General features: G+C 67.2%; 11 protein-coding genes and 1 tRNA gene. 8 read left to right on the top strand and 4 right to left on the bottom strand.

Annotated features, from left to right (window positions below):
• Positions 1-100: 100 nt before the first annotated feature.
• From lptE to ACEPA4_RS14405, 6 genes are all read left to right on the top strand, one after another.
• Entirely contained in the window at positions 101-685 is a 585-nt protein-coding gene (gene lptE / locus ACEPA4_RS14430; protein WP_005418114.1) for an LPS assembly lipoprotein LptE, read from the top strand.
• 12 nt (positions 686-697) lie between these two features.
• Positions 698-1,735 (top strand): DNA polymerase III subunit delta, encoded by a 1,038-nt coding sequence (gene holA / locus ACEPA4_RS14425; RefSeq protein WP_235646268.1) that lies wholly within the window; start codon positions 698-700, stop codon positions 1,733-1,735.
• 3 nt (positions 1,736-1,738) lie between these two features.
• Positions 1,739-2,404, top strand: coding sequence for a nicotinate-nucleotide adenylyltransferase (gene nadD / locus ACEPA4_RS14420; RefSeq protein ID WP_072168534.1), 666 nt, complete (start codon positions 1,739-1,741; stop codon positions 2,402-2,404).
• Positions 2,405-2,462: 58 nt separating this feature from the next.
• Positions 2,463-2,873, top strand: a complete 411-nt coding sequence (gene rsfS / locus ACEPA4_RS14415; RefSeq protein ID WP_005418109.1) for a ribosome silencing factor — start codon at positions 2,463-2,465, stop codon at positions 2,871-2,873.
• 64 nt (positions 2,874-2,937) lie between these two features.
• A complete protein-coding gene (rlmH, locus tag ACEPA4_RS14410) occupies positions 2,938-3,408 on the top strand; it encodes a 23S rRNA (pseudouridine(1915)-N(3))-methyltransferase RlmH (protein WP_005418108.1) in 471 nt (156 codons plus the stop codon).
• Positions 3,409-3,430: 22 nt separating this feature from the next.
• Positions 3,431-3,507 (top strand) — tRNA-Asn (locus ACEPA4_RS14405).
• 101 nt (positions 3,508-3,608) lie between these two features.
• On the opposite strand, the gene arcD is transcribed toward ACEPA4_RS14405, so the two are convergent.
• The 4 genes from arcD to ACEPA4_RS14385 form a co-directional block, all read right to left on the bottom strand.
• Complete coding sequence (gene arcD / locus ACEPA4_RS14400; protein ID WP_262090237.1) at positions 3,609-5,030, bottom strand: arginine-ornithine antiporter; 1,422 nt, start codon at positions 5,028-5,030, stop codon at positions 3,609-3,611.
• A gap of 164 nt (positions 5,031-5,194) precedes the next feature.
• Entirely contained in the window at positions 5,195-7,984 is a 2,790-nt protein-coding gene (locus ACEPA4_RS14395; protein ID WP_061479655.1) for a TonB-dependent receptor, read from the bottom strand.
• Between the two features lie 195 nt (positions 7,985-8,179).
• Complete coding sequence (locus ACEPA4_RS14390) at positions 8,180-8,830, bottom strand: energy transducer TonB (RefSeq protein WP_005418094.1); 651 nt, start codon at positions 8,828-8,830, stop codon at positions 8,180-8,182.
• A 215-nt stretch (positions 8,831-9,045) separates the two neighbouring features.
• Positions 9,046-9,783, bottom strand: coding sequence for an SIMPL domain-containing protein (locus tag ACEPA4_RS14385; protein WP_374082872.1), 738 nt, complete (start codon positions 9,781-9,783; stop codon positions 9,046-9,048).
• Between the two features lie 130 nt (positions 9,784-9,913).
• On the opposite strand from ACEPA4_RS14385, the gene ACEPA4_RS14380 reads away from it, so the two are divergent.
• Both ACEPA4_RS14380 and rng read left to right on the top strand, forming a co-directional pair.
• Entirely contained in the window at positions 9,914-10,522 is a 609-nt protein-coding gene (locus tag ACEPA4_RS14380) for a Maf family nucleotide pyrophosphatase (protein ID WP_065179231.1), read from the top strand.
• Positions 10,515-12,002, top strand: a complete 1,488-nt coding sequence (gene rng / locus ACEPA4_RS14375; protein WP_005418079.1) for a ribonuclease G — start codon at positions 10,515-10,517, stop codon at positions 12,000-12,002. The genes ACEPA4_RS14380 and rng overlap by 8 nt, the downstream gene beginning before the upstream one ends.
• Positions 12,003-12,030 lie beyond the last annotated feature (28 nt).

The raw sequence follows: 12,030 nt of genomic DNA, 5'->3' as shown, positions 1-12,030 counted from the left end.
CTTTCCAGAAGCAGGGCCGGGTGCTTGATGGCCCTGCATTCACGCGGCTTCGGGCACGCTGTGTGTTGCCGTGATCGCCCGGCTCCGCCAGACTGTCTCCATGACCCGAATCCTGCTTGCCCTCGTTCTTGTCCTCGGCCTCGCCGGCTGCGGCTTCCATCTGCGCAACAAGCTGATGCTGCCGACCGACACCGCCCCGGTGAAGGTGGTATCCACCGCCCCGTACAGTGAACTGGTCAAGCTGCTCAATCGCAGCCTGCTGGCCTCTGGTGCCAGGCTGGCCGATGAGGACAGCAAGGAACCCAGTACCCAGCTGCAGGTGTTGTCCGAGCGCTGGGGTGACCTCCCGATCGCCATCGACTCGCAGGGTCGTGCGCAGGAGTACAGCCTGCGCTATGCGGTGATCTTCATCTTCCGCCGCGAGGATGGCAGCGAACTGGTGCCGCAGCAGGTGATCGAACTGTCGCGCGACTACGTGTCGCCGCCGACCGACGCCACCGGTACCACCACCGAACGCGAAATCCTGGCCACGGAGCTGCGCCGGGAAATGTCCGCCTCGATCATCCGCCGTATCGACAGCGTGGTCCGCGCCGAGATCGAGAAGGGGGGCAGCCTGTCCGCGCCGAAGGCCAAGCCGATCGAGGGCGCGGTGCCGGCAGAGCCTGCCGCCGCCGTCAAGCACTGAGCGGCAGCGACGATGGAACTGCGTCCGGAGCAGCTGGCCAGCCAGGGCGCTGACACCGCGTTGGCGCCGGTGTACCTGATCGCAGGCCCGGAAACACTGCGCGTACTGGAGGCCGCAGATGCCATCCGCGCGCGTGCGCGCGCCTCGGGCATCGGCGAACGCGAAGTGTTCGATGCCGACGGGCGTGATTTCGACTGGAACCAGCTTGACGCCAGCTTCAATGCGCCAAGCCTGTTCAGCGCCCGCCGCCTGGTCGAGGTGCGCCTGCCCAGCGGCAAGCCGGGCAAGGAGGGCGCCGAGGTGATCAGCCAGTTCTGCGCCAACCCGGCACCGGACGTGGTGTTGATGATCACCGCCAATGAATGGAGCAAGGCCCACCAGGGCAAGTGGGCCGAGGCGGTCAGCCGCATCGGCGTGCTGTCGGTGGCATGGGCGATCAAGCCGCACGAACTGCCGGACTGGATCGAGCGCCGCCTGCGCGGCAAGGGCCTGCGTGCCGACCCGGCCGCCGTGCAGCGCCTGGCCGAGCGGGTGGAGGGCAACCTGCTGGCCGCCGCCCAGGAAATCGACAAGCTGGCGCTGTTGGCCGACGGCCAGCCGTTGGATGTGGAACGGATGGAGTCGCTGGTGGCTGACGCTGCCCGCTACGACGTGTTCCGCTTGGTGGAGGCGACGTTCTCCGGCCAGCCGCCGGCGGTGCTGCGCATGCTGGCCGGCCTGCGCGGTGAAGGGGAGGCGGTGGCCGCATTGATGCCGATCGTGATCCGCGAACTGCTGGCGGGCGCAGGCCTGGCCCGCGTGCAGGCGCGTGGTGGCAACCTGGCCGCTGAAATGAAATCGCGCGGCATCTGGGAATCGCGGCAGGCGCCTTACAAGCGCGCGCTGCAGCGGCACCCGGAAGGCAAGCGCTGGGAGCGCTTCGTGGCCGAGGCGGGGCTGGTCGACCGCATTGCCAAGGGGCGCGCTGACGGCGACGCCTGGCTGGCGCTGGAACGCCTGCTGGTGGCCGTGGCCGAGCCGCGTGCCGTGCGCCTGCTGGTGCGGGCCTGAGTGATGAGCCTGCGGATCTACTACGGGGGCACCTTCGATCCGGTGCACCTCGGGCACCTGGCGATCGCGCGTGCGGCCCGTGATGAACTGCAGGTCGCCGTGCGCATGCTGCCGGCCGCCGATCCGCCGCACCGCGCGGTGCCCGGTGCCACTGCTGAGCAGCGCTGCACGATGTTGTCGCTGGCCATCGGCGACGAGCCGGGGCTGCTGCTGGACCGTCGCGAACTGGATCGTGCCACCCGCTGCCCCGGTCGCCCGTCGTACACCGTCGACACGCTGCGCGAGCTGCGTGGCGAGCTGGGCCCGAGCCGGCCGCTGGCCTGGCTGGTGGGCGCCGACAGCCTGCTGGGGCTGTCCGGCTGGCATGAATGGGAGGCCCTGTTCGGTCTGGCCCACTTCGTGGTGGCCGAACGGCCGGGCAGTCCGTTGCAGGCGTCGATCGATGGCGAGCTGGGGCGCGCCCTGCAAGGGCGCTGGGCCGACAATGAGCAGGCCCTGTTCGCCAGCCCGGCCGGGCGCATCCTGCGCCTGCACCACCCACTGCGCGAGGAATCGGCCAGCGCCGTGCGCTCGCAGATTGCCGCTGGCGGTCCCTGGCGCGCACTGCTGCCACCGGCCGTGGCCGACTATGTCGCTGCACACGGGCTGTACCGCCCGGCCACGGCGTGAATGGCGCGGCCGCGCCATCCCCGTATAATCGCCCCCACGTTTATCGAGTCGATCCATTTTGAGCAACCAGACCCAGCCCCAGACCATCAAGGTCGATCTGCCCAGCCCGCCGCCGTCCGTGCCGGAACTGCTGGCCAGCGTCCGCCAAGCCACCGAAGACCTGAAGGCCAAGGACCTGGTCGAGATCGACGTGCGCGGCCGGTCCAGCGTTGCCGACTACATGATCGTCGTTTCGGGCACTTCGACCCGCCACGTCAAGTCGATTGCCGATGAAGTCGTGCGCTTCGCCAAGAACATCGACGTGATGCCGCTGGGTGTTGAAGGCGAGCGCGAAGCGGAGTGGGTGCTGGTCGATCTGGGCGACGTGATCGTCCACGTGATGCTGCCGCGCGTGCGTGAGTTCTACGCGCTCGAGCGCCTGTGGACCGTCGGCGACCAGCCGCCGTCCAGCGACGACGAAGTGGCCTGAGCCGCACGTTGACGCATCCCTTCGACGGCGCCGATGGCGCCGTCGACGTTTTGGAGGACCGTTGATGAAAGCCCGCCTGATCGCCACCGGTGAACGCGCGCCCAGCTGGGTCGCGCAGGGGTTCGCCGAATACCAGAAGCGGCTGTCGCATTGGCTGCCGTTCGAGCTGGTGGAAATCGAACCCGGCCTGCGCGGCAAGGGGCGCGATCCGCGCCGTGCCACCGAGGATGAAGGCAAGCGGGTCATCGCCGCGCTGCCGAAGAACGCTTACGTGGTGGCACTGGACGTGCCGGGGCGGCAGTTGAGTTCCGAGCAGCTGGCGCAGCGCCTGGAGCATTGGCGCGGGCAGGGCCGGGACCTGGCGTTCCTGATCGGTGGCCCGGAAGGGCATTCGCCAGAGGTCTCCGCGCTGGCCGACGAAAAGTGGTCGATCGGACCGCTGACGCTGCCGCACATGCTGGTGCGTCTGGTGGTGGCCGAGCAGCTGTATCGGGCTGCCGCAATGATTGCCAATCACCCCTACCATCGCGCGTGAAGAGTGGTTATACTAGTCGTCTGCCCGAATAGCTCAGCCGGTTAGAGCACTTGACTGTTAATCAGGGGGTCGTTGGTTCGAGTCCAACTTCGGGCGCCACCTTGAGAAACCTGCATCGCGAGATGCAGGTTTTTTTTTGCCGTGTTGTGGCGGCGAGCCCATGCTCGGCTGCATCCTCCAAGCCGGGCACGCGCTCGCCGCTACAGCGTGATCCGGCCCTTCCAGAACGCTGCCAGCGTGGCGATTGCTACTGCCAGGATCGCGCCGAACAGCGCCCACTCCCAGTGCGTGAAAACCGGCTCGCCGCGCTGGCGCCGGGTCTGCGCAAACAGAACAATGCCGGGCACGTACAGCAGCACCGACAGCAGCAGGTTGTTCAGGCCGCCGGCATACACCAGCCACAGCGCGTAGGCGCTGGCCAGCAGCGCGACCACGAAATCGCGCCAGCGCACGCGTGGCTCACCCGCGTAGGACTGCCCGCGCCAGGCCAGTTGCACGCCGAACGCGGTGGACAGGAAGTAGGGCACCAGGCTCATCGATGCGGCCAGCAGCACCAGGCCGGTGTAGCTGCCCGCATTGAACAGCACCAGCAGCAGGAACAGCTGGATCAGCCCGTTGCTCAACCACAACGCATTGGCCGGCACGCCACGCGCATTCTCGCGTCCCAGGAAGGCGGGCATCGTGCCGTCGCCAGCGGCGGCATACAGCACTTCGGCACACAGCAGCACCCAGGCCAGCAGCGCGCCCAGCACCGAAATGATCGAACCGGCGATGATCACCGTCGCGCCCCATTCGCCGACGATGGCGCGCAGCACGTAGGCCATCGACGGGTTGGGCAGCCCGGCCAGTTCGGCCTGCGACAGCACGCCCATCGACAGCAGGCTGACCAGGACCAGCAGCAGCCAGACCCCCAGGAAACCTATCACCGTGGCACGGCCGACGTCGGCACGGCGCGCGGCACGCCGCGAATAGATGCTGGCGCCTTCGATGCCGATGAACACCCACACGGTGACCAGCATCATGCCGCGCAGTTGCTGGCCGAGGTCGCCGAGCGCAGGCGTGCCGAAGAAGTCGGCGCGGAACACCTCCATGCGGAACGCGCCGGCGGCCAGCACCAGGAACAGTGCGATGGGCAGCAGCTTGGCCACCGTCACCAGGCCGTTGACGATGGCTGCCGTGCGCAGGCCGCGCAGCACCAGCAGGTGGACGGTCCACAACAGTACGGACGAAGCGGCCACGGCGGCTGGCGTGTTGCCTTCGCCGAACACCGGCATGAAATGGCCCAGGCCGCTGAAGATCAGCACGAAGAAGCTGGCATTGCCCAGTACCGAAGCGACCCAGTAGCCCCACGCCGCGGAGAAGCCGATGTAGTTGCCGAAGCCTTCGCGTGCATATGCGTAGATGCCGGTGTCCAGGTCCGGACGGCGGTTGGCCAGGGCCTGGAACACGAAGGCCAGCATCAGCATGCCCGCACCGCTCAGCGCCCAGCCGATCATCGCGGCGGCCGGGCCGGCACTGCGCGCGACGTTCTGCGGCAATGAGAAGATGCCGGCGCCGACCATCGAGCCGACTACCAGTGCAGTCAACGCCGGCAGGCCGAGGCGTTGCGATGTCGTGGCCATTGAGATCCCCTGCGGCCCGGATGCCGCGAGCACACCCTAGCCATGTACTCGTGAACATGGCTGCAAGGCCGGGTGTGCGGGAGCCGGCATGGACAACGAACAGCCAGGAAACGACGAAGGCCCGGGCAACAGCCCGGGCCTTCGAAGCAAACACAGCAGCGGGATTATTTGAACGTGTACTTGGCGCCGACAGTGAAGTAGCGGCCAATCGCACCACTGAAGTGCAGCGGGTTGTAATTGACTGCACCGTAAGTGCTCGGGTCGAGCGGCGCGATGCGGTCGAACACGTTCTGCACCGAAGCGTTCAGCTCGAAGGCTTCGGTGATGTTCCAGCGGCCGGACAGATCGAAGGTGGTGAACGAGGAGATCTTCTCTACCGGCTCGCCGTCTTCATAGAAGGCCAGGTAGTCACCGCCGCGGCGGTCCTTGTTCTCCAGCTTGCTGATGTAGTTGGCCACGCCGCTGATGCTCCACGGGCCCTGCTTCCAGGTGGTGCCGAAGTTGATGCGGTCCTTCGGCGTGCCGATGCAGTTGGTCACGTCGCAGTTGCCGTGGGTGCCCACATAGTCGACGGTGGTATCACCCTCGGTGCGCTCGAACTTGAGCACGTGGCTCCACTGCAGGTCCATTTCCAGCTGGCCCGGGCCGATGTCGAAGGTCTGGCGGATGTCGGTGTCGATACCGCGGACGCGCGAGGAGTTGGCATTCACGTAGGCGGTATTGACGGCCAGGATGGTGCCGCTGTTGGCGACTCCGCCGATGTTGTTGGCATCGCGGAGAACGTTGCCCGCGGCGATGGCGTCGGCCGTGCTGCCCTGCGCGATTTCGTTGGTGCGCTTGATTTCCCACGCATCCACAGTCAGCGAGGTGGTCGAGGTTGGCTGCAGCACGATGCCCACCGAGTAGCTCTTGGACTCTTCCGGCTTCAGGTCCTTGTTCGGCCGCGTGATGATCGCCACCGAGCGCGCGGTGCATTCGTTGGCCGGGTCGATGGCGCAACGCACCGGATCGCGGGCGTTGGAGAAAGCGGCCAGGCCACCGTCACCGTTCTCGGCCGGGTTCGGCGCACGGAAGCCTTCAGCGTAGCTGGCGCGCAGTGCGATCCAGTCGGCCGGGGTCCACTTCACGCCCAGCTTCGGCGTGGCCTTGCCTTCGCCGCTTTCGTACTTGTCGTAGCGGACCGCAGCGCTCAGCTCCAACTGCTCCAGCACCGGTGCGGACAGTTCGGCGTAGCCGGCATACACATTCTGCGTGCCGTCGTAGGCCGAGTAGCCCAGGCCGATGATCTGGCCGATATCGGTGAAGGTCTGCGGCGTCAGGCTGTTGCTCGTCTTGCGCCACTCCGTACCGAAGGCCAGGCCCAGCGGACCGCCCTTGAGATCCATCAGGCTGCGCGAGATGGTGAAGTCGAACATGTCCAGGCTCGACTTGGCACGCGCGCTGATGGTCGGGCTGATGGCATCGTAGACCGACTGCGGCGTCTGCGAGGCATTGTCGCCGATGCGCCAGGTGCCATAGGGGCAGGCCGGATTGCCCAGCACGCAGCGTACTGCGTCATAACGCAGGAAACCCGTGCGCTTGTTGACCAGGTCGGTGCCGGAATGCAGGTAGGCGGTGTCGTAGCTCCAGTCGCCCCAGTTGCCCTTGACACCCACCAGGAAGCGGTTGAACTCATTGGTATTGTCGGTCACGCGCGGGCCCACGTCCCACGCGCTGTAACGCAGGCGGGCCGCGGTGGGCAGCGGGTTGTCCGGATGACCTGCATACAGCTGGGTCGCACCGGCACCGCTGTTGGCGTTGACCGGGCCGCCAGGGTAGCCCCAGCCGCCGGATACGCCGGATGGCGTATTGCTGAAGATCGTTTCCTTCTTCGAGTAACCGATCTCGGTATAGACCTCGCCGCCTTCACCAAACGCGAAGCTGGCGCGGCCGAACACGTTCACGTACTTCTCTTCCGGGCTCAGGTCGCGGTACTGCTGCGCCGGATCCCACAGGCAACCCTGGGCCTGCGCGGTCGCGTCACTCTGCCCGGGAATCGTGGTCAGCCCGGCGCAGCCCGGCAGGGCAACCAGATGGCCGGTGGCATCGAACACCGAGCCATTGGGACCCACGCCGCCGGCGGTACCGCCCGACAGGTAGGCACCGCCCAGGAACTGCGCGTCTGCAGCGTCGTAACCCCAGCGCCGGATATCGCCGGTGCCGATCCACTTGCGGTTCTTGCGGTCGCTGATCTTGATCGCGTCGGTCTTGCCGACGTCCAGGCTGAAGAACGCATTCCAGCCATCGCTGGACAGGTCGCCGGTGCCGGCAGTGAGGGTCGCCTTCTTCGCGTCGCCATCGCCGTCACCGGAAATGCCGTAGGAACCGCGCAGGATGGCGCCTTGGAAGTCGCTGCGCAGGATGATGTTGACGACGCCGGCGATGGCGTCGGAGCCATAGATCGCCGAGGCGCCGTCCTTGAGCACTTCCACGCGCTCGACGGCATCGAGCGGGATGGTGCTGAGGTCGGTGAAGACCTTCTGGCCGTCATCGGCCAGGCCGTAGGTGGCCATGCGGCGGCCGTTCAACAGCACCAGCGTCGAGCCGGCGCCCAGGCCGCGCAGCGAGATGCCGGCGCCGCCACCGGCGAAGCCGTTGCCGAAGGTCTTGGGAATGGAGCCTGCGCCGTCGGCGGTCAGGGTCTGCAGGTACTCGGCGACCGTGGTCTTGCCGGTGCGGTCGATTTCCTGGCGGGTCACCACCTGCACCGGCGACGGTGTCTCGGTGTTGGTGCGCGGGATGTTGGAGCCGGTGACCGTGATGCGGTCGAGGTTGGTGGCCTGCTCCTGTGCAAAGGCTGAGGAAGAAGCCACGGCGCCGACCAGCAGCAGGGTGCTGCCAGCAAGGATATGGGTGATGGACGATGCCAGGGTGGTGCGGCGGCGGCTGGCGGGCCGTTGGATCGGGTGTTTCACAGCTTCTCTCCTAACTGGAAAACCGTAGCGTTGAGGGCTGTCGCCGGATCGATACCGGGACGCGCCAATCTAGGTTTCCAGCAGGTGACGAAGACGTGAATTTTTGCTTAATCAGTAACGCTTGGCTCGGGCATGTCCGCATTTGTCGGGCATTGGCAGGGGCCGGCCCGGCGCGGGGCCGGGCCGGTGGGACGCTCAGTCCGGCAGCGAGAACTGCACCGGCACCATGCCGATGGCCGGAACCGCCACGCCGTCACGCTGGGCAGGCTCGAAGCGCCAGTGCTTGAGCACCTGCTGGCGGGCGGCCTGGTCCAGGTTGCGCGAGCCGCTGCTGCGCTCGACGCTGACCGCGACCGGCTGGCCACGGGTGTCCACTTCCACCCGCAACAGCACCGTGCCCTGTTCGTGGTTGCGCAGGGACTGGATCGGATAGGTCGGCGGCGGAGCACTGCGGTACTGCAGCTGGGCGCCGGCCAACGGGGTGGAAGTGTCGATGCTGGGCGCCAGCTGCGGCGGAGCCGGTTCGGCGGCCGGCAATGCGATGCCCTGGGTCTCTTCCACGGTCGCGGTGGGTGCGGGCAGTGGCGGTACCACCGGCTGCGTCCGGGGCTTCGGTACCACCTGGACGATCTCTTTTGGCGGGACTGGAGCCGGCGGCGTCGGCGGTGGCGGGATCTTCTCGATCAGCCGGACCGGCGTCTTTTCACGCGGGGCCTGCACGGCCTGGTAGGTCGCAGGGATGAGCAGCAACAGGAAGGCCAGCAGGTGCAGGGCGATCGCTGCACTCCAGGCGGCTACGCGGGCGGGGTCGAAGTGCGGGGATGCAACGGGATAGGTACGAACCATGATCCACCTCCATGCCAGTGACGAAGTCCTCAACACACCAGGGTCCGTGGCGGGGTTGCCGCACGCGGCTGGCAGTCCATCAGTAGCGCGGCATGGCGGCCACTGCCTAGAGGCAGGGGCATGCGCGTTGGGCTGGCCTTCAGCCAACGCCGCCGGAATACACGAAAAAGGCGGGCCCCTGCGGGACCCGCCTGCGTCGGCCGTGCCGGGCGCGATCAGCGGCCCAGTTCGAACACCACGTCCAGGTTGACCGAGACGGTCGATTCACCCGGTGCGACCGGGGTAGCCTTGTCCATCGCCGCGCCGGCGGCGATGGTGCGCATCATCGGCATCGGGCGGAAACCGCCGTTGCTGTTTTCAGAGATGCTGACGATGCGGCGCACCTGCAGGCCCAGCGATCTGGCATAGGTCTGGGCGCGGGCCTGGGCCTTCTTCAGGGCGGCCAGGCGGGCTTCGTCATAGACCGGTTCGGGCTGGTCGATCTCAAACTGCGGACCGTTGATCTGGTTGGCCCCCTGCGCGGCCAGCGCGTCGAGCACCTTGCCGAGCTTGGCGATGTCGCGGACCTTCAGGCTGACCGTGTTGCTGGCCTGGTAGCCGGTGATCTTCGGTGCCTCATTGTCGGCATAGCGGTACTGCGGGTTGAGGCTGACGCCGCTGGTCTGCACGTCGCGCTCGGCGATGCCGGCGGCCTTGATCGCGGCCAGCACCTTGTCCATCTGCTGGGCGTTCTGGCGCATGGCGCTGTTGCCGTCGGCAGCCTGGGTGACCACACCGGCCGACAGGGTGGCGACGTCCGGCACGCGGGTGGCCTCGGCGTTGGCCGAGATGTTCAGCAGGGTGCCTTCGGCCGCGGCGGCGATCGACGGCGACGACGGAGCGGCATGAGCAGTCATCGAGGTTCCAAGGGCGAGGGACAGGGCAAGCAGCAGCGGGGTGGCGGTCAGGCGCATGGGATCTCCTTGTTGTGCCGGTGAGGGTGGTGTCGTAGCGATGAACGCGCTGTGAGCCTGTTCGGGGTTGTACGCGTTCCGTAACGGGTTGCCGACGATTCAGGTGGCGGCGTCAGGTTATGCTGTGCCGATGCTCTATCTTGCTTCCCGCTCCCCCCGACGCAACCAGCTGCTGGCCCGACTCGGACGCCCCTTCCAGGCCCTTGACCTGGAGGTCGTCGAGCAGCGCGCGGCCACTGAAAGCGCCGAACAGTATGTATGCCGGGTCGCCGCCGACAAGGCGCGCGCCGGGCTGGCCCGGGTGCTGGCCGACGACCCGCAGGCGCGGGTGCTTGGTTCGGATACCGAGGTGGTCCTGGACGGCGAGGTCTTCGGCAAGCCGGTCGATGCCGCTGACGCGCGGGCGATGCTGGCGCGGCTGGCCGGGCGCACCCACCAGGTGATGACCGCCGTGGTGGTGGTCGGTGCGGGCGGCCTGGACAGCGAGCTGGTCATTTCCGAGGTGACCTTCGCCCCGATCGACGCCGCCGACATCGCCGCCTATGTCGCCACCGGCGAGCCGCTGGACAAGGCCGGTGCCTACGCCATCCAGGGCGGGGCCGAACGCTGGATCGAACATCTTTCCGGCAGCTACTCCGGCGTGATGGGGCTGCCGCTGCTGCATACCGATCGTCTGCTGGCGCGCTGTGGCGTGCCGGTCCCCACTGCCGATGCCGCCAGGGAGGCTGCCGATGTCTGAGGAAATCCTGGTCAATGTGACCCCGCGCGAGACCCGGGTCGCGGTGATCGAAAACGGCATGCTGCAGGAACTGCACATCGAGCGCGGTTGGCGCCGTGGCGTGGTCGGCAACATCTACAAGGGCAAGGTGCAGCGGGTCATGCCCGGCATGCAGGCCGCCTTCGTCGAAGTCGGCCTGGAGCGCGCCGCGTTCCTGCACGCCAACGACGTGGTGCGCCCGGCACCGGTGGCCAGCGCCGACACCGAGAACACCACCCTGCCGCCGCCGGCCAGCGTGCCGATCGTCGAGCTGCTGCGTGACGGCCAGGACATCGTGGTGCAGGTGGTGAAGGACCCGATCGGCACCAAGGGCGCCCGCCTGACCACGCAGATCAGCATTCCCTCGCGCTACATGGTGCTGCTGCCGCAGTCCAAGGTAGTGGGCGTGTCGGCGCGTATCGAGGACGAAACCGAGCGCGCCCGCCTGAAGGCGCTGGTGACCGAACTGTCGGCACAGCATGGTGGCTACGGTTACATCGTGCGGACCAACGCCGAAGGGCAGCCGGCCGAGGCCATCGCCGAGGACATCGCCTACCTGTCGCGCGTGTGGAACGTGGTCGAGCGCCGCGGCCGCGAGGCGCCGTCGTGCAGCATCATCTATGAAGACCTGAGCCTGCCGCTGCGGTCCGTGCGCGACCTGATCCGCAAGGACGTGGACAAGGTGAAGGTGGACTCGAAGGAGACCTTCGGCCAGCTGCAGGCCTTCGTCGCCAAGTACATGCCGGTGCTGGCCGAAAAGCTGGAGCTGTATTCCGGCGACCGCCCGATCTTCGACATGTTCGGCGTGGAAGACGAGATCGGCCGCGCGCTGGACAAGCAGGTGCCGCTCAAATCCGGTGGCTACCTGGTGATCGACCAGACCGAGGCGATGACCACCATCGACGTCAATACCGGCTCGTTCCTCGGCCAGCGCAACCTGGAAGAGACGGTGTTCCGCACCAACCTGGAAGCGGCGCAGGCAGTGGCGCGTCAGCTGCGGCTGCGCAACCTGGGCGGCATCATCATTATCGACTTCATCGATATGGATGATGCAGAGCATCGCCGTCAGGTGCTGCGCACGCTGGAAAAGGCGCTGGCCCGCGACCATGCCAAGACCACGGTGTACGACTTCTCGCCGCTGGGCCTGGTGGAGATGACCCGCAAGCGCACGGTCGAAAGCCTGGAGCGCCAGCTGTCGGAAACCTGCCCGCAGTGCAGCGGCCGCGGCAGCATCAAGACCACCGAGACGGTGACCTACGAGATCTTCCGCGAGATCACCCGTGCCGTGCGCCAGTTCGATGCCGCGCGCCTGCTGGTGATCGCATCGACCAAGGTGGTCGCGCGCATCACCGATGAGGAATCCTCGGCGGTGGCCGAGCTGGAAGAGTTCCTCGGCAAGAGCATCCGCTTCCAGGCGGACGAGCAGTACCTGCAGGAGCAATTCGATGTCGTTCTGCTCTGATCCTCGCCGGCTGCAGGCCGGCGGTGGC

The organism is Stenotrophomonas sp. P2112, from assembly GCF_041897515.1.
GTDB lineage: Bacteria > Pseudomonadota > Gammaproteobacteria > Xanthomonadales > Xanthomonadaceae > Stenotrophomonas > Stenotrophomonas sepilia.
This window is presented reverse-complemented; position numbering and strand designations above follow the sequence as displayed.

What these genes read in the sequence shown, in the direction of transcription:
- lptE (WP_005418114.1), top strand. Translation starts at nt 101, where the DNA reads ATGACCCGAATCCTGCTTGCCCTCGTTCTTGTCCTCGGCCTCGCCGGC.
- holA (WP_235646268.1), top strand. Translation starts at nt 698, where the DNA reads ATGGAACTGCGTCCGGAGCAGCTGGCCAGCCAGGGCGCTGACACCGCG.
- nadD (WP_072168534.1), top strand. Translation starts at nt 1,739, where the DNA reads ATGAGCCTGCGGATCTACTACGGGGGCACCTTCGATCCGGTGCACCTC.
- rlmH (WP_005418108.1), top strand. Translation starts at nt 2,938, where the DNA reads ATGAAAGCCCGCCTGATCGCCACCGGTGAACGCGCGCCCAGCTGGGTC.
- arcD (WP_262090237.1), bottom strand. Translation starts at nt 5,030, where the DNA reads ATGGCCACGACATCGCAACGCCTCGGCCTGCCGGCGTTGACTGCACTG.
- ACEPA4_RS14390 (WP_005418094.1), bottom strand. Translation starts at nt 8,830, where the DNA reads ATGGTTCGTACCTATCCCGTTGCATCCCCGCACTTCGACCCCGCCCGC.
- ACEPA4_RS14385 (WP_374082872.1), bottom strand. Translation starts at nt 9,783, where the DNA reads ATGCGCCTGACCGCCACCCCGCTGCTGCTTGCCCTGTCCCTCGCCCTT.
- ACEPA4_RS14380 (WP_065179231.1), top strand. Translation starts at nt 9,914, where the DNA reads ATGCTCTATCTTGCTTCCCGCTCCCCCCGACGCAACCAGCTGCTGGCC.
- rng (WP_005418079.1), top strand. Translation starts at nt 10,515, where the DNA reads ATGTCTGAGGAAATCCTGGTCAATGTGACCCCGCGCGAGACCCGGGTC.